Annotated in this window: 14 protein-coding genes; all 14 read right to left on the bottom strand. The window is 66.6% G+C overall.

From position 1 onward, the window contains the following. Window positions 1-18 precede the first annotated feature (18 nt). The 14 genes from ftsZ to G7Y29_RS07335 all read right to left on the bottom strand — a co-directional run bounded on the left by ftsZ (window position 19) and on the right by G7Y29_RS07335 (window position 17,471). Window positions 19-1,287: a cell division protein FtsZ gene (gene ftsZ / locus G7Y29_RS07270; RefSeq protein ID WP_165002636.1), complete on the bottom strand. Its 1,269-nt coding sequence runs from the start codon at window positions 1,285-1,287 to the stop codon at window positions 19-21. A gap of 142 nt (window positions 1,288-1,429) precedes the next feature. Next, on the bottom strand, window positions 1,430-2,095 hold the full coding sequence (locus G7Y29_RS07275) for a cell division protein FtsQ/DivIB (RefSeq protein ID WP_165002637.1): 666 nt from the start codon (window positions 2,093-2,095) through the stop codon (window positions 1,430-1,432). A gap of 3 nt (window positions 2,096-2,098) precedes the next feature. Beyond that, on the bottom strand, window positions 2,099-3,544 hold the full coding sequence (gene murC / locus G7Y29_RS07280; protein ID WP_165002638.1) for a UDP-N-acetylmuramate--L-alanine ligase: 1,446 nt from the start codon (window positions 3,542-3,544) through the stop codon (window positions 2,099-2,101). Between the two features lie 35 nt (window positions 3,545-3,579). Then, window positions 3,580-4,665 carry a UDP-N-acetylglucosamine--N-acetylmuramyl-(pentapeptide) pyrophosphoryl-undecaprenol N-acetylglucosamine transferase gene (locus G7Y29_RS07285; protein ID WP_165002639.1) on the bottom strand — a complete coding sequence of 362 codons (1,086 nt, stop codon included), beginning with the start codon at window positions 4,663-4,665 and terminating at the stop codon, window positions 3,580-3,582. Window positions 4,666-4,683: 18 nt separating this feature from the next. Continuing rightward, the gene (locus G7Y29_RS07290) at window positions 4,684-6,087 is read right to left on the bottom strand and encodes an FtsW/RodA/SpoVE family cell cycle protein (RefSeq protein WP_165002788.1); all 1,404 of its coding nucleotides are present in this window, start codon (window positions 6,085-6,087) and stop codon (window positions 4,684-4,686) included. Between the two features lie 268 nt (window positions 6,088-6,355). Then, window positions 6,356-7,783, bottom strand: a complete 1,428-nt coding sequence (murD, locus tag G7Y29_RS07295) for a UDP-N-acetylmuramoyl-L-alanine--D-glutamate ligase (RefSeq protein WP_165002790.1) — start codon at window positions 7,781-7,783, stop codon at window positions 6,356-6,358. Further along, entirely contained in the window at window positions 7,780-8,889 is a 1,110-nt protein-coding gene (gene mraY / locus G7Y29_RS07300; protein WP_165002640.1) for a phospho-N-acetylmuramoyl-pentapeptide-transferase, read from the bottom strand. Before mraY ends, murD begins: the two co-directional genes overlap by 4 nt. A 6-nt stretch (window positions 8,890-8,895) precedes the next feature. After that, on the bottom strand, window positions 8,896-10,464 hold the full coding sequence (locus G7Y29_RS07305; protein ID WP_165002641.1) for a UDP-N-acetylmuramoyl-tripeptide--D-alanyl-D-alanine ligase: 1,569 nt from the start codon (window positions 10,462-10,464) through the stop codon (window positions 8,896-8,898). Between the two features lie 21 nt (window positions 10,465-10,485). After that, the gene (locus tag G7Y29_RS07310) at window positions 10,486-12,060 is read right to left on the bottom strand and encodes a UDP-N-acetylmuramoyl-L-alanyl-D-glutamate--2,6-diaminopimelate ligase (protein WP_413228006.1); all 1,575 of its coding nucleotides are present in this window, start codon (window positions 12,058-12,060) and stop codon (window positions 10,486-10,488) included. Between the two features lie 54 nt (window positions 12,061-12,114). Further along, a complete protein-coding gene (locus G7Y29_RS07315) occupies window positions 12,115-14,052 on the bottom strand; it encodes a peptidoglycan D,D-transpeptidase FtsI family protein (RefSeq protein WP_165002642.1) in 1,938 nt (645 codons plus the stop codon). 125 nt (window positions 14,053-14,177) lie between these two features. Beyond that, window positions 14,178-14,951, bottom strand: a complete 774-nt coding sequence (ftsL, locus tag G7Y29_RS07320) for a cell division protein FtsL (RefSeq protein WP_165002643.1) — start codon at window positions 14,949-14,951, stop codon at window positions 14,178-14,180. A 41-nt stretch (window positions 14,952-14,992) separates the two neighbouring features. Next, window positions 14,993-15,994: a 16S rRNA (cytosine(1402)-N(4))-methyltransferase RsmH gene (rsmH, locus tag G7Y29_RS07325; RefSeq protein WP_165002794.1), complete on the bottom strand. Its 1,002-nt coding sequence runs from the start codon at window positions 15,992-15,994 to the stop codon at window positions 14,993-14,995. A gap of 221 nt (window positions 15,995-16,215) precedes the next feature. Then, on the bottom strand, window positions 16,216-16,650 hold the full coding sequence (gene mraZ / locus G7Y29_RS07330; RefSeq protein ID WP_165002644.1) for a division/cell wall cluster transcriptional repressor MraZ: 435 nt from the start codon (window positions 16,648-16,650) through the stop codon (window positions 16,216-16,218). 434 nt (window positions 16,651-17,084) lie between these two features. After that, complete coding sequence (locus G7Y29_RS07335; RefSeq protein ID WP_165002645.1) at window positions 17,085-17,471, bottom strand: DUF3040 domain-containing protein; 387 nt, start codon at window positions 17,469-17,471, stop codon at window positions 17,085-17,087. Window positions 17,472-17,550 lie beyond the last annotated feature (79 nt).

Here is a 17,550-nt window from a genome sequence, read left to right on the forward strand (position 1 = left end):
CCCTGAGCGGCGTGCGCGTTAGCGCAGGAAATCGGGGACGTCGACGTCGTCGTGTCGGTCGTCGTTTCGGTTGTCGTAGCGATCGTCAAAGCGGTCACTGCGGCGGGCATCCCGGCGCTCGTCCCGGTCGGTGAAAAGGCCCGGGCGGCGGTCGTCAAAACGGTGCCGGGCTTCGTAAGACTCGTCGCGCTCCGTCCGGTCGTCGAAAAGCGAACCGCGCTGCGGCGCGGGGGTCGCGGTCTCCGAGACCGGGGCCTGGTCGACGGTGACTGCGCGGGTGGAACCCTCGGATTGTCCCTGCTCCACCTGTTGGGAGTGGTCGGCGTCGGGACGCACGTTGGCCTTCTCGTCGAAGCCGGTGGCAATGATGGTGACGCGGACTTCGTCACCCAGGTTGTCGTCGATGATGGTGCCGAAAATGATGTTGGCGTCGTCGTCAGCCTTTTCCTCGACGATCGAGGCCGCGTTGTTGACCTCCATCAGGCCGAGGTCGGAACCACCGGCGACGGAGATGAGCACACCCTTGGCACCCTCCATGGTGGCCTCGAGCAGCGGGGAGTTGATCGCCTGCTCGGTGGCGGCCATGACACGGTTGTCTCCGCGGGCGGAACCCACGCCCATGAGTGCGGAACCGGCGTCGGCCATGACGGAGCGGACGTCGGCGAAGTCGACGTTGATCATGCCCGGGATGGTGATCAGGTTCGTGATGCCCTGGACGCCGTTGTAGAGCACCTCGTCGGCGGCGCGGAAGGCTTCCATCATTGACAGCTCGGCGTCACCGAGCTGCAGCAGGCGGTCGTTGGGGATGACGATGACGGTGTCGCAGACCTCTTTTAGGTTGGCGATGCCCTCCATGGCCTGGCGGGTGCGGCGCTTGCCCTCGAAGGAGAAGGGACGGGTAACAACACCGATGGTCAGCGCGCCCATCTTCTTGGCGATACCTGCGACGACCGGGGCCGCGCCAGTACCGGTTCCGCCGCCCTCGCCGGCGGTGACGAACACCATGTCGGAGCCCTTGAGGGACTCCTCGATCTCCTGCTTGTGGTCCTCGGCGGAGGTGCGGCCGACCTCGGGATTCGCTCCGGCGCCGAGCCCGCGGGTCGCCTCCCGCCCGATGTCGAGCTTTGTGTCCGCGTCGGTGAACAGCAGCGCCTGGGAGTCGGTGTTGACAGCGACGAACTCGACGCCCTTCAACCCTTCTTCAATCATCCGGTTGACGGCGTTGACGCCGCCGCCGCCGACACCGACAACGCGGATCATGGCGAGGTAGTTAGCGGGAGAGGTCATGTGAGATGTCTCGCCTTTCAGGTAACTCATGATTAGTGGGCCTTACGTGGTCTCCATCATGGGCGAGAAATTCCGCAATTCATGTTTTTAGTCCGGCGTGTCACTACCCTCAACCTCAACTTTAGGGTTGTGACCTGGGGATTTAACGGACGGTGACCTGCTCTGGGTTCGTGACGTTGAACTCGCCGCCTTCGCGTTGCAAAACGACGTCGAGCGCCAGCGCCTTGTTCGCGTTGTCCTCGTTCGCCCCCCACACCACGGTTCGGTCGTCGGTCAGGTGCAGCACGAAGATGTGGGGTCCGCGCGCCTCGAGCGATCGCACCGCCTCGCGCCCCTTTTCGCTTATCGACGCCGCCACCTCGACCGCCGCAGCCAGAACCCCGTCTTCGCGCGCCGCGTCGCCGGTGATCTCCACCGCGCCGGCCGGCGGTTCGTCGACCGCGAAGACGTCTCCCGCTGAGTTGATGAGGTGGCTGCCTTCCCCATCCCTGACGAAGGCCACCGCGACGTGCTCGGTGATCTCGACCTCGATGGTCGAGGGCCAACTGCGAGACACCGTGGCGGTTTTCACCCACGGCACACCCGCCACACCCACGGCGGCGTCGTGGGTGTTGACCGCCCCCATGGGCATGCCCAGCGAGATCCCGGTTGCCGAGACGATTTGCTCGGGGGTGACCTGCTGCGCACCCTCGACGGCGATCGACTTGACGGGGACGGCCTGGGTCCGGGGCAACACGAGCGCGGCGACGATGAGGAGGATCACCGCCAGCAGGGCGCCGGCGGCGAGGCGGCGTTTGTTTCGGAGCATGGTCTAGCTCCCCGCCAGGGCGGCAAGGATGTCGTCACCGAGCATGGTCACCGTGCCGGCGCCCATTGTCAGTACGAGGTCCCCGGGCCGGGCCAGTTCCGCGACCGTCGCCGGCGCCGCGGAGAAGTCCGGTTCGTAGCGCACCTCGGTTGCCGCATCCATCTTCTCGATGATGATGCGCGAATCGACGCCCTCCACGGGTTCTTCGCGGGCGCCGAAGATGTCGAGGACGACGGCGGCGTCGGCAAGCGAGAGAGCAGTAGCGAACTCGTCGACGAACGCGAGGGTGCGCGAGTACAAATGCGGCTGGAAGCACGCAACTACGCGCCCACCGTTGCCCTCCGCACGCACCTTGTCGCGCGCGGCGGTGAGCACCGCGGTGACCTCTGTCGGGTGGTGTCCGTAGTCGTCGTACACACGGATGCCAGCGTAGGCGCCTTGTGTCACCTCGCCCTTGAGCTCGAAGCGGCGCCGCACGCCTGTGAAACCGGACAACCCTTCTGCGAGCTTTTCGGGGTCGGCGCCCGCGAGGGTTCCGGCAACCAGGGCCGCGGCCGAGTTGAGCACCATGTGGTGGCCCGGGATGGTCAGGCTGTAGCGCACCGTGCGCTCGACGTCGCCCACGCGCAGCTCCACCACGGCGGAGGTCGCGTCAGAGGATGCGACCACAGCAGCCGCCGGGATCCCGGGGTGGCGCGCGGCCGCATCCGCGGTTCCGTAGCCGACAACGTTGATCCCGCGCCGTTTGGCGCGCTCACCGCACGCGGCCGCGTTGTCGTCGTCGAGGCACACCACAAGATGACCGCCCGGTTGCACGCGGTCGGCGAAGTCGTCGAACACCTGGAAGTACGCCTCGTGCGTACCGAAGTAATCGAGGTGGTCGGGTTCGATGTTGGTGATGACGGCGATGTCCGGCTTGTAGCGCAGCAACGACGCGTCGGACTCGTCCGCTTCGGCGACGAAAGCGTCTCCGGCACCCTGGTGCGCATTCGTACCGGCCAGGTTGAGCTGGCCGCCGATGGCGAACGACGGGTCCTCCCCCGCGGCCTGCATGGCAACCACCGTCATCGACGTGGTTGACGTCTTACCGTGCGTGCCTGCGAGCAGGATCTGGGTCGATCCCTCCATCAGCTCGGCGAGCAGATCCGAGCGGCGGAGGACTGCGATGCCCTCCTCCGCGGCGCGCACCAGCTCCGGATTGTCTTTGGGGATGGCCGCGAAACTGGTCACCACCGCCGTCGGCAACTGCCCGGACAGCTCAAGGTTGGCCCGGTCGTGGCCAACGGCGATCGTCGCACCCTGGCTGCGTAGCGCGCGCACCGGCCTCGAATCCTTCACGTCGGAGCCGGTCACCACGGCGTGGCGGCTCAACAGGATGTGGGCGAGCCCGGACATGCCGGAACCGCCGATCCCAATCAGGTGGACGCGGGACAGGTCGGTGCTGGTCATGGCGGTGCTGTTTCCTCCGAAATGAGTGGGGCGGGTTAGCGGGAACGCGCGGAACGGGCGGTACGGACAATACGCTGCGCCAGTTCCCGGGCCACGTCCCCGGCGCCCGAATTCTTCAGCGCCGCGCGCATCGCGGCGTGGCGATTGGGGTTGCCGAGGATAGCGTCCACCTCCTGCACCAGACGGTCGGGTGTGAGCTCGGTGTCCTCAATACGCACCGCGGCTCCCGCGTCCACCAGGTGCGCGGAGTTCAGGCCCTGCTCACCGTTGCCGTGCGGCAGGGGAACGTAGATCGCGGACAGGCCTGCCGCGGCGTTCTCTGCCACCGTCATCGCACCCGAGCGGCACACCACAATGTCGGCGACGGCGTAGGCCGCCTCCATCTCGTCGATGTAGGGCACGGCGGTGTAGTGCTCGCGCGGCTGCGGCGCGTCGTTCTTGCGGCCGTAGGCGTGCAGCACCTGCCAGCCGCGCGCCGTGAGCTTGTCGACGGCACCCTCTAGCGCCGCGTTGATGCTCGCGGCGCCCTGGGATCCCCCGGTGACCAGAATTGTCGGGCGCGCGGGGTCCAGATCCCACATATTGTAGCCGTGGTCAGCTTTCTTGCCCTCGGGATCGTCACCCACGCCGGGGCGCACGGGGATGCCCACAACTTCACCGGCCATGCCTGAGTTGGCCACGGCGTTGAAGCCGGTTCCCCCGAGGCGCACTCCGAGTTTGTTGGCCATGCCAGCCAGCGCATTCGTTTCCAAAACGAAGAACGGGATGCCGAGTGACCGGGCGGCGAGGTAGGCGGAGGCGGCGACGTAGCCACCGGTGCCGAACACCGCGTCAGCGTTGCTCCGCTGCAGAGCGCGGCGGGTCTGCCGCACGGAATTGGCCAGCTTCAACGGCACCCCGGGCAGCAGCCACGGCTTCTTGCGCGGAATAGGGACCGGGTCGACGAGGTGGAGTTCGAAACCGCGGGCCGGGACAATGGCGGTCTCCAAACCCTTGTCCGTTCCGAGGGCGCAGACGGTCACCCCGAACTCGTCGCGCAGCACCTCCCCCACAGCCAGCGCGGGTTCAATGTGTCCGGCGGTCCCGCCGCCTGCGACGACGACACTCAACTGGTCAGCCATGCGGAAAGCGACTCCCTTCTAGCTGGCGCGTCGGCCGCCGCGCCAGGAACTGTCTCTCCGGACATCGTAGCGCGGGCGGGATTGCCCGCGGTTGCCGGTGACGGGGCGCTGGAACTCCCGATCCTCCCGGGGCTCGCGGGGCGCTGCGGGGCGGGCCGTGACCGGTGCGCCGAAGCGCTCACGTCGTCCGGCGGCGGTGCGGACGGAGCGGCGCCCGCGCACCATCTGGCCGGGGGACTTCGGCTCCCCGATACCCAGGACCCGGTCGAAGGCGGGGCGGCCGTAGTTCTGCATCGAGGACACCGCGTCAGGCTCATGGCGGGCGACGGAGGCGAGCATGCCCATCGCTCCGAGCGTGATTACCGCGGACGTGCCGCCCGCGGAAAGCATCGGCAGCTGAATACCGGTGACGGGCAGCAGGCCGAGGACATAGGCAATGTTGATGAACGCCTGGGAGACCACACCTGTGGTCAGCGCGGCGGCGAGGAGTGCCTGGAACTGGTTGCGGGCGCGGCGGGCTGCGCGCAGACCGAAGAAACCCAACAAACCGAACAGCACGATGACCAGCGCCCCGCCCCACAGCCCGAGCTCCTCGCCGATGACGGCGAAAATGAAGTCGTTGCGCGCCTCCGGCAGGTAGAACCACTTGGCGCGTGACTGGCCGAGGCCGACACCGAACAGGGAGCCGTCGGCAAGCGACAAGAAGCCCTGGTGGGATTGGAAGGCGATGCCGCGCGTGTCCTCGAACCGGCCGAACAGCGCGTCGAAGTACACGTGGAAGCGGTTGGATCGGTAACCGCCGGAGAGGAAGACGAACACCATTCCGACGAGAGCGACGGCGCCTGCAGCCGCGATGAGCCGCCAGGAAATTCCCGCGAACAGCAAGATGAAGGCGACGACAATAGAAAATGACACGGCCATGCCGTAGTCGCCCTGCAGTCCAATGAGGCCGAGGCAGAGCACCGCGACGGCGATAAACGGTGCGAAACCGTTATCCAGGCGCGAGGGACGGTTGTAGTCCTTGTTCGCCAGGATGCTCGCACCCCAGATGGCGATAGCCACGCGCGCGAGCTCCGACGGCTGCAGGCTGGCCGGGCCGAGCACCAGCCACGACTGGGAACCCACCTCCTCGCGCCCCGTGCCCAGCGGTGTGAGCACCACCACGAGAAGAAGGACCGAAATCCCCATGATGACGTGCGAGAACCTGCGCAGCCGATCGGGCGACATCCTGAGCAGAAGCCAGAAAAAGAACAGGCCTCCGGCGACCATGATCGTCTGTCGGATCGCCTGGGACCAGACGGAGGCCGAAGAAGCGAAGGACGACGCCATCGACGAACTCATCACCATGACCACACCCAGTCCGGCGAGGACGAGGACGATCGTGCGGATCATCGTGTAGTCGGTCAGCGGGCGCGCCTCCATCGCGGCATCCGCGCGGCGGATGAACCGGGCGAGTGCCGACGACGGCGCGGGCTGGGAGGGCTGGGGCGCTTTCCTCGGCACGTGTGCGGTTACAGGCGCAGCCCCCTGCCGCGCCCCCGGGTGTGGTGGACGTCCGCGCCCACCTCGAGTCACCGTCATGAAAGCAGCCCCTTCGCCTCGACCGTCCCAAAAAACACCATTATCACTACAGCCACATTAGCCCCGAGAAGCACTCCGGCGACTGTAGCAACACGGGGTCGCGCTCGAATTACACGCAGTGTCGCACTGCTGCGGCCGCGAACGCGTCGCCACGCGCGGACATCCCGGAAAACATATCCAAACTCGCGGCGGCCGGTGCGAGGACGACGGTGTCTCCCGGCCGAGCGTTCTCGGCGGCGAACCTGACACACTCGTCCATCGCCCCTTCGGGGTCGGTGGACTCGCTGACGAAGACGGGCACGTCGGGAACAAGGCGTCGCAAAGCGTCGTGGAAGAGGCCGCGATCCACGCCAAGGAGCGCGACCGCGCGGAACAGCTGACCGTGGTCCGCGATCAACTGGTCCACGCTCGCGCCCTTGAGCTGGCCGCCGGCGACCCACACCACCGTGCCGGGCGCGCCCGCTCCCGCCAGCGCCGAATCTGCCGCATGAGGGTTGGTCGCTTTCGAGTTGTCGATCCAGTCGACCCCGTTCGCGGAGTGCACGACAGCGCCACGGTGACCCTCGACCCGGTACCCGGACAAACCGTCCTGGATCCGCTGCGGTTCCACTCCCTGCGTTACCGCCACCGCGGCAGCCGCCAGCGCGTCCAGCACGCCCGCCACCCCGGCCGGCTCGATGCCGTCGGCGCTGGCGATGTCCTCGAGCACTCCTCCGCGGTTGAACACGATCCGCCCGCCTACGACCCCGAGCTCGCTTATCGACGGCTCGCCCAACGTGAACCCGACGATGTCATCGCGCCCGGTGAGCTGCGCCAAGCGGGCCACCTCGGCGTCGTCGACACCGGCGACGGTTGACGGTGCCGCCAGCACCTTCGCCTTCGCCTGCGCGTAGGCGGTGAAGGAACCGTGCCAGTCGATGTGGTCGTCGGCAAGGTTGAGGAGGACACCCGCATCCGGGACGAGCTGGCTCGACCAGTGCAGCTGGAAGCTCGACAGCTCGGCGACGAGGACGTCGACCCGGGGGGAGGCGACGAGCGCGTCGCTCACCGCAACCCCGATGTTGCCGCACGCCTGCGCGCGCAGACCAGTGTCCTTGCTGGACTCATCCATAATGGCTGCGAGCATGCCCGTCGTCGTTGTTTTTCCATTTGTGCCGGTAACGACGAGCCAGATGCGCGGCGCACCGAACACCCCGGCGCGGTCGAGGCGGAAGCACAGCTCAACGTCGCCGATGACGTCGATTCCGGTTTCGCGGGCGGCGAGGAGAAGCGGTGAGTCGGGGCGCCAACCGGGTGAGGTGACCACGATGCCGAACTCGGCCAGCCGTTCGGCCACCTCTGCGGTGCTGAATGCGGCAGCACCTGCTTCTTCCTTGGCTCGCGCACGGTTGGCTGGGTTGTCGTCCGCGACGGCGAAGCTGACGCCGAGGGTGCGAAGCAGCTTCGCGGCACCGAGACCGGACACGCCCGCACCGGCGACGAGGACACCGCCCCGCAGCTCCGCGGGGATGGCAGCGGTGTTGATCTGCGCCGTCACGGCAGCGTCGCCCCGACCCTGGTCAGCCACTCACCGTAGAACAGGGCAAGGCCCGTCGCGACAGACATCGCCGCGATCAGCCAGAAGCGGATGACCACGGTCGTCTCCGCCCACCCGCCGTTTTCAAAGTGGTGGTGGAACGGCGCCATGCGGAACACGCGCTTGCCGGTGGCCTTGAAGGAGACAACCTGGATCACCACTGACGCGGCCTCGATGACGAACAGAGCGCCGATAATAACCATCAGCAGCTCCGTCTTGGAGGTGACGGACAGGCCGGCCACGAGCCCGCCAAGGGCGAGGGAGCCGGTGTCACCCATGAAGATCTTCGCCGGGGAAGCGTTCCACCACAGGAAGCCGACGCACGCGCCGAAGCCCGCGGCGGCCAGCACCGCCAGGTCGAGGGGGTCGCGCACGTCGTAGCACCCGGGGCCCGGCGCGGCCGCGCAGGAGTTGCGGAACTGCCAGAACGTCACACCGGTGTAGGCCGCCATGACGAGTGCGGTGGTGCCCGCCGCGAGCCCGTCGAGGCCGTCGGTGAGGTTGACGGCGTTCGACCACGCGGCGAGGAGGAAGTAGGCGAAGATGAGGAACATGATCGTCCCCACGACGCCTCCGACGGCGGCGAAGTTGATCGTGTCCAAGTCGCGCACAAAGCTCAGGTTCGTCGATGCCGGCGTGAGGCCGCTGTCATCCGGGAACTGCAGAACGAGGATGCCGAACGCGAGGGCGATGCCTAGCTGGGCAACGAGCTTCGCGGTTTTGTTCAGGCCCAGGTTGCGCTTCATAAACAGCTTGATGCCGTCGTCAGCGAACCCGACGGCGCCCAGAGCGAGGGTGAGCCCGAGAACGATGAGGCCCGAGGCGCTGAAGACGCGGTGGCCCGTCGACAACGACCACAGCCCCGACGCGAGGTAACCGAGCGTGATTGCGACAAGAATGGCGATGCCGCCCATCGTGGGCGTGCCGCGCTTGCGCGCGTGCGACTTCGGCCCGTCCTCGCGAATCTCCTGGCCCAGAGCTCGCCGGTTGAAGTACCGGATGAGCAGCGGAGTCACAAAGATTGCCACGAGGAACGCAACCGCTCCCGCGATGAAGATTTGAACCATTGTGCTTTAACGCTCCCCGTCTCCGAAGTTGCTCTCGAGATTTTTGTCGCCCCTCATGCTATGCCCCTCGAGCAAGCTGCCGGCTACCGCCCAGAGGCCGAGGGCGTTGGAAGCCTTGACCAGCACCACGTCGCGGACGTCGCGGTCGTACCAGCCCTCCTCCCCTGCGGGCGGCGCAGACAAGATGCCGTTCACCAGATCCGCAGCCTCCTCCACGTCGGCCGCGGCTTCGACACGGATCCCGCGGTCGCGCGCCCGGTCCTTCAGGGCTGTCATGGCGTCGTTGTCACCGACCGCGACCAAGTGCGTCACGCGGTAGCGGGCCAGCTCGTTGCCCAGTTCGTGGTGGGCGCTGACGGAATCGCTCCCGAGCTCCCCCATCTCGCCCAACACGGCGATGGACCGCGCTCCCGGTCTACCTGCCGCGGTGAAGCCGAGGGCGGCGATCCCGGCGCGCATGGAGTCGGGGTTGGCGTTGTAGGCGTCGTTGATTACGGTCACACCGTCGGCGCGGGTCTGCACGTCCATCCGGTTCCCCGACACGCCGTGTGCGCTGCTCAGGGCGCGCGCCACCGTCGCAGCGTCGATCCCCGACTCGATGCCGACGGCCGCGGCCGCCAGAGCGTTGGAGACCTGGTGGGCGCCGAACACGTTGAGGTTGACCCGCTGCGGGGCGTTGCCCGGCGAATGCAGGGTGAACGAGGCGCGGGTGACGTCATCAAGCGAGACATCCGTGGCGTAGTAATCGGCGCTGTTGCCCTCGGCCGAGAAGCGCACCACCCGGGCACCGGTGCGTGAATCCATGGCGGTCACCAGCGGGTCATCGGCGTTGAGGATAGCCACCCCGCCATCGGCGGCGGCTGGCAGGGCTTCGACAAGCTCGCCCTTTGCCACGGCGATATTCTCCTTCGACCCGAATTCGCCCAGGTGGGCAGAGCCGATATTGAGGACAACGCCGAACGTCGGGGGCGCGATCGTCGCCAAGTGGGCGATATGGCCGATGCCACGCGCCGACATCTCCGCGACGAGGAACCGGGTGGACTCCGTGCAACGCAGCACCGTGTACGGGTGACCGATTTCGTTGTTGAACGAGCCCGGGGGCGCGACGGTTTCTCCCGCGGCGGAAAGAACGTTGGCGATGAGGTCCTTCGTTGAGGTCTTGCCGGCCGAGCCGGTGATGCCGACGATGGATAGCCCGTGGTTGTGGGTGAGATGGTTGGCTACATAGCTCGCCAGTTTGGACATTCCCGCGACGACCCCGGCGGCCGAACCATCCGGGTCGTTCGCGGCGAGGTCGGAGTTGTCGCCGTCGCGTTTCGCGGCCTTCGGCACAACCACGGCGGGGACTCCCACGTCCTTGGCCGCGAGGACGCCGGCAGCTCCTTGCTCCACGGCGGCCGCAGCGAAGCTGTGCCCGTCAACGTGTTTTCCGGGGAGCGCGATGAACAGCCCTCCCGGGGAGATCTTGCGCGAGTCGAACTCGACGAACCCGTCGACAATGGCGTGCGGGTTCGCGCCGTCACTCAGCCGTCCGCCGGTGATCTCAGCGATCGTGGCTAATTCCAGAGGGATCATGTGCGAGCTGTCCTTACCTGCTTAGCGGCCCACGTTGCCGTGGGCGTCGTTTTCACCGTAGCCGTTTTCGGTCAGCGCCCTCCGCATCTCTTCGCGGTCATCGAAGTGGTGTGTCGTGTCTCCCACGGTCTGGCCGACCTCGTGGCCTTTGCCCACCACGACGACCGCGTCACCGGGCCGCGCCCACGCGACGAGCTGGTCGATGGCGTCCGCCCGCGAGCCGCTCTCCCTGATTTCTGCGGGGCTGCCGGTGGAGCGCGCGCCGTCGAGCACCGCCGCGCGGATAGTGGCGGGGTCCTCGGTGCGGGGGTTGTCGTCGGTGACGATCACTAGGTCGGCGCGCTTGGCCGACTCAGCCCCCATGATGGCGCGCTTGGAGGTGTCGCGGTCGCCGCCCGCTCCGACGACGATGCCGATCCTGCCGTCGACCTGGCCGCGCAGCGTCTGCAGAACTGCCGCGATAGCGGCGGGCTTGTGCGCGTAATCGACAACGGCAACAAAGCCCTGGCCGGCGTCGATACGCTCCATCCGGCCCGGCACGGCCGCACCCTCGAGCCCGCCGATGAACTTGCTCACGTCCGCACCGGCCGCGCGCGCGAGAGCGGTGGCCAGTGCCGCGTTGGCCACGTTGAAGGCGCCTGGCAAGGGCAGCGTGAATTCGTGGGTCTCCCCACCGAGCGCTAGCACGATGTCCTGGGCGCCCGTCTCGTGCACACCGACCATGCGGGCGCTGCAGTCGAGCCCGTCCTGGCCGCGCGTACCCACGCGCAACGGCCGGGCCGCGCGCTCGGCCATGCGCTGGCCCCACTCGTCGTCGACGCAGATGACGCTTGTCGACGCCGCCACCGGCGAGGCCGGGTCGAAGAACGTCGCCTTGGCCTCAAAGTAGTCCTCCATCGTCGGGTGGAAGTCGAGGTGGTCTTGGCTGAGGTTGGTGAATCCGGCGAGGTCGAACTGGGTGCCGCTGACGCGCCCGAGCATCAGGGCGTGCGAGCTGACCTCCATGACAACGTGCGTCACACCAGCCGCGGCCATGCGCGCGAACAGCGCCTGCAACGTCGGGGCCTCGGGGGTGGTCAGCGATGTCGGAACTTCCCTGCCGCGGATGCGCGTGCCCGTCGTGCCGATGAGGCCGACCTCGGCGCCCGCGGCCATGAGGCCGCGCTCTAGGAGGTAGGTCGTCGTGGTCTTGCCCGACGTCCCCGTCACTCCAATCAGAGTCATGCGTTGCGACGGGTGCCCGTAAACCTCGGCGGAGACGTAACCCAGGATGGCGCGCACGTCGTCGACCACCAGCACGGGCCGGGTGTCCGCCGCGCCGCGGAGGATGGAGAGGCCCTCCTCGTCAGTAAGAACCGCACGGGCGGGCGACTCGGAGGCGTACTGCGCGCCGTGGACGCGGGTCCCCGGCAGGGCGGCGAACAGCCCGTCGGAGTCGACTTCGCGCGAGTTCAGGCCAACCGAGCTGACGGTAACGCTCTCGGCGGCGCCAGCGGTGGCGTTGACAATCTTCGCGCCCGCGATGCGCGCCAACCCCGCGAGTGAGACAGGCTCCGGCGTTGTTCGGGGGTCTGCGTCCTGGCTGTCGTGGTTCACCGTCGTCCTCGCATTCTTGATTGTGCTTTTTGGTCCAAAACTAAGGCCTGCGCTTTACCGCTGTTCCAGAACGAACGGCTCTGCCGGTGGGCTCTGCGCAATATTCTCGCGGTTGATCAGCCAGGACGAAATCTCCCGGAACACCGGCGCCGCGGACTGCCCGCCCGCCCCGCCCTCGAGTGGGCCGCGCTGCGGCTCGTCGAGCATCACCGCCACGACGAACCTCGGGTCGTCGGCGGGCGCGATTCCGGCAAACGTGATCCAGAACTGGCTCTGGGAGTACGCGCCGGTTTCGAGATTCACCTTCTGCGCGGTGCCCGTCTTGCCGGAAAGCTGGTAGCCCTCAATGCCGTTGCCCTGCGCGGTGCCCGAGTTCACCCCCATCGGGTCCTGCTGGAAGGTGGACCGGAACATGTCCACCGTGGTGCGGGCAGTCTCCTCGCTAACCACGCGGGTGCGCTTGGCCGGTTCAGCCGGGACTTCCTGCCCATCCGGGCCGACCACTTCCGAGATAATGCGGGGTTCTACGCGCTCACCTCCGTTGGCAAGCGCCTGGTACACGCTCGCCATCTGCAGCGTCGTCCAGCTCATGCCCTGGCCGATGGGCAGGTTGGCGAAGGTGCCCCCCGACCACTGCTCCACTACGGGCAGCAAGCCTGGGGATTCGTTGGGCAGCTCGATGCCCGTGGTCTGCCCGATGCCGAAGCGGTCGAGGTATTCGGCAAACTTTTCTTCACCGATGCGCTGCGCGAGCTGCAGAGTGCCCACGTTGGAGGACTTACCGAAGATGCCGGCAGTGGTGTAAGGCGCGACATCGTGCACCCAGGCGTCTTTGACGGTCACACCCGCCATGTCGATCGAACCCGGGACCTGGTGCACCTCTTGGGGGTTCGTCAGCCCCTCCTCGATCGCCGCGGCGGCGGTGATGATCTTCGCCACGGAGCCCGGTTCGTACGGGTGGGAAATGGCGTAGTTGTCGAAACTGCGCCCTTGAGCCAGCTGCTTCTCCAGGTTGCCGTTCGGGTCGACGGTCCCGGTATTCGCCATGGCGAGCACCTCACCGGTGTGGGCGTCGAGCACGACAGCCTCAGCATCCTTGGCCAGGGAGTTCGCCTTCGCCTGTTCGAGCGTGCGCTGCACGAATGTCTGAAGGTCGACGTCGATGGTGAGCTTGACATGGGACCCGTCGACGGCCGGGACGGCGTCGCGAAGCGTGCCCGGAATCGACTGTCCGTCGGCGGAGACGTCCTCGGTGGAGCGGCCGTTGATACCGGTGAGGACGCTGTCGCTGGACGCCTCGAGGCCGAACTGGCCCTGTCCGTCCATGGACACCTTGCCCACGATGTTCTCACCGACCGCGCCGTTCGGATACTGGCGGATGTCCTGGTGGTCAGCGGCCACGCCGTGGAAATCCTTGGCCACCTCAGCGGCGACATCGGGGTCGACGTTGCGGACGAGGACCTCGTAATTGCTGTCGGCGTGGAGCTTGTCAAGGATGTCCTTGGAGCTCACCCGGTTTTCGCGGGCCTTTTCCCCGTCCTCGTCCTGCGCCCCGTTGACGGCGTGGGCGCCCTCGATCATCTTTGGGATCTCGTTCGCCATGGTCCGCAGCACATCCTCGACGCGGGCGTCGACCTGGGCGTCGATAGCTTCACGGGACAGCCCATCGACACTCATCTGCAGCTCCTGCTGCTCACGCAACTCCTTGCGCAGCAGGACCGGGGATACCGTCAGAGACCTCGCCTGCATCGTGTACGCCAGCTGGTTGCCTGCGCGGTCAACGATGTCGCCGCGGCGTGCCGGTTCGACATACACACGGGCGCGCTGCGCCTCGGCCTGCTGCTGCAACTCCGGACCCCAGGCGATCTGCACCCACGCGAGCCTGCCCACCAGCAGTGTCGCCGCGGCGAGGAATGCGGCCGCGATCAGCCGCGACCGGCGCCTCGTGACTGCCTTTTGCGACTCCGCAACGCGGGTGCTGGAATTGTTCACGACCCTGAAGTCACCTGCCTCGCTGTACTTTTACGTCCCGGGGACGATACTTGACGCACTACATATTGCCCGCTAGCGGGACCCGTCCCTGTGTCCGCCACACCAGTGGCGGCGACAAAGGCCCACTACTGCGCGGACGGGATACGCGGGGCGTAGGGGGCGAGGTTCTCCACCGGGGCGCCGGAGTTCGCCGGCGCAGCGGTGTCCCCGTTCTCTTGCCCGAGCACGTTGCCGCCCGGCAACTCGGTGAGGTTGCGGCCCACCTGCGCGGTGGCCGCGCGGTCGCTCGTTGCGCGGTCTTCCCGTGCGCGCTCGCCCTCGGCCGCGGTCACATCGGTCATCTTCTGCGTCGCCTCGGGGTTGAAGGCCCGCTCCTCGTGCACCGTTCCCTCCGCGTCGACGGCGAGAATCCCCGGTACGTGGGAAACGACCATTCCGGCCTGCGCGGCCTGTTCGGCGATGCCGGCCGATGACTGCAGGTTTTCCAGGTCGCGGTTGAGGGTTTCGACCTCATTGTTCAGCTGGCGCTCGCGTGCCTGGAGCTCCTGAACGGCGAAGGACTGCGTCGTGGACAACCCCGAGAGGTACATCGCAATGATGACACCGAGGATGAGGAGAGGAATAGCTATTGCGGTGACCGCGGAGAACTTCCTTTTAACCTCGTTGACCTCACCCACGCGGCGTCCGCGGACCGAGACGACCTGCCTCGACCCGAGACGCCCGGAACCCTGCGTGTTGCGCGGGTGCAGCGCATGCGGCGCATAGCGCCGGGGCGCCTGAACGGGCTGGTCCACCCCTGGGGTGCGGGGTTGGGCGGGGCGCGTCCTGCGCACGGCGGGCCGCTCGAGGGTGGTCGTGCCCGAACGGGCGCCTGCGGTGAGGTCTCGGCTTGCTCCCATGGCGTGTGTGCCTTTCATTGTCTGCGTTCGCTGCGGGTCGGTTACGGGCTGGGGTGGGAAAGCTTCTCGACGCCCCGGACACGCACCGGGGCAGCTCGAGAGTTCTGCTCGATTTCGGCCTCCGAGGCCTTCTCTGCCCCGCTGGTGATAGACCGGAACCCGGCTGCGGTGCCGGGGAGATCCATTGGCAACCCGGCCGGCGTGGTCGAGGTGCTCAGGGCGTTCAGCGCGGTCTTGACGATCTTGTCTTCGAGCGACTGGTAACTCATAAACACCACACGGCCGGATGAGCCGAGCGCGTCCGTGATCACGGGGATGACGTTCTCAAGCGCGTCGAGCTCCTGGTTGACCTCGATGCGCAGGGCCTGGAACGTTCGCTTGGCCGGGTGGCCACCGGTACGGCGGGTAGCGGCCGGAATCGCCTGGTAGATGAGCTCAACCAGGCGCCCGCTTCGCGTAAACGGTTCTTTCTCTCGTTCCTTGAGGACGTGGGACGCGATCTTGCCGGCGAAGCGTTCGTCACCGTAGGTTTTGAGGATCCGCGCGAGGTCACCGTGACTGTAGGTGTTAAGCACGTCGGCGGCGGTGATTCCGGTTGTGGGATCCATCCGCATGTCGAGGGGCGCGTCGACCCGGTATGCGAAACCGCGTTCCTCTTGGTCCAGCTGCATCGAAGAAACACCGAGGTCGAACAGTGCACCCGCGATACCGGCGGTTCGCGCCTTGTCGAACACGGGCCCCTTTCCCTCATCGATCGCGTTGCCGATCTCGTCGAAACGCGCCTGCACTCCCACGAACCGATCGCCGAAACGGCCGAGCCTGTTCGACGCGTCTCGCAGGGCCGCTGGATCGCGGTCCACGCCGATAACGCAGGCGAGGGGAAACGTGTCGAGGAAATGCTCGGTGTGCCCGCCGGCACCGAGGGTGCCGTCGACGATCACGGCGTCAGCGCCGAACGCCTCAATCGCTGGGGCGAGGAGGTCTGCCATGCGGTCGCGCATGACGGGGACGTGCCCATGGTTGGGCTTCAGCCCGAAGTCCATGTCCGCAATGCCGGATGTCTTGGACGCATCGTTGCCTGCTTGTGCCACCGGATCCACCCCCTTCAGTGTGCCGCCGCGCGTTGTTGTCCATGTGGGGAACGTATAGGGCCCTGCCCGAGGCGGCTGTTCTGATGTCGGGGAAGTACACCAGAACGCTTCACGCCCCGGACAGAGTCCGTACACGCTCTCCGTAGTCGTGCCTGCTTGTCGGGTAGTCAGTCCTACAACAGACCGGAGAGAATGTCGTCGTCATCGGCCGCCGCGAAGGCGGCCTCGGTTTCTTGCTGGTAGTCGGCCCAGGACTGCGCGTCCCAGATCTCCAAAAAATCGACTGAACCGATGACCACGCACTCCTTTGACAGGTGCGCATAGTCGCGGTGCGCAGGTGACAGCGTGATGCGACCGGAACCGTCCAGCGTTTGCTCATCCGCACTGGCAGCCAGATTTCGGATAAAGGCGCGCGCCTTGGGGTTCGTGCGCGAAGCTGCGGCCGCCTTACGGGCGCGTGCCGCAAACTCCTCGCGGGGATAGACCGCCAACGAGTGGTCCTGCCCCTTGGTCACCATCAACCCGTCCGCCAGGTCCTCGCGGAACTTGGCGGGCAGCGTCAGGCGCCCCTTGTCGTCGAGCTTGGGAGTGTAGGTACCCAGAAACATCCGGAGCCCACCTTCCTTCACTCTGCGACTACGGTTGTTCAATTTTCCGGGCGGCGATTCGCGTCAGCACGTAGTCAGAATGCCTCCACGCCTCTCCGCTACGCCCCACTCTATCCCACTTTCCCCCACTTTTTCCACACTAGGGCACACGTGTCCCCCAAATTTTAGAAAAACCGCAGGTTAACTCGCAAAATACTTGTGGGAGGCCGAACCAACCAGTGCTGTTTTCCCGCCACTTCGCGCACATCATTAACCCCATCGCACGATTTTTTCCTCAGCTAATTACAGAAAAAACACGTCGGACTCCACCGAGCGCAGAACTTGGTCATGGGCACGTACAAAGTAGGTGAAAGTGGGAGCGTCGGGTGGCGGAAAGTGGGGCACAAAAATACCCGCCCAGCGATACCGGGCGGGTTTAAGAGTGTGGTGGGGCGCTACTGCCCCTCGAAGCGACGCTTGAAGTTCTCCTCCATCTTGGAGGTTCGGGCGGATCGCTCCACCCGAGGTGCCGGACGCCCGGAGACGACTGGTCCGCGCGACGGCGATTTGAGGGCCATGACGCCGCCTGCGAACATGACGGCGAACCCGATTACGCTGAGGGCGACCAACCACACGTTGACTGTCGCCAAGGCGACACCACCGATCAGTAGCGCTAACCCGAAGATCATAAGCGCCGCACTGCGCATCGTCAGCTGGCCACCACCGTTTGGACCCGCCAGGCCAGCGCCGCTCGGCACTCGGTTGCCAAACTTAGGGTCCTCAGCGAGGAGCGACTGCTCAATCTCGCGAAGGGTGCGCTGTTCCTGCTCCGAAAGGGACACTGTGTTTCTCTCCAGCTCTACCGTTGGGGTGACTCAAGCTTTCTCTACACCTTATATAACGGAGAGTGTATCCAGATTG

The sequence above is a fragment of the Corynebacterium qintianiae genome (assembly GCF_011038645.2).
Lineage (GTDB): Bacteria > Actinomycetota > Actinomycetes > Mycobacteriales > Mycobacteriaceae > Corynebacterium > Corynebacterium qintianiae.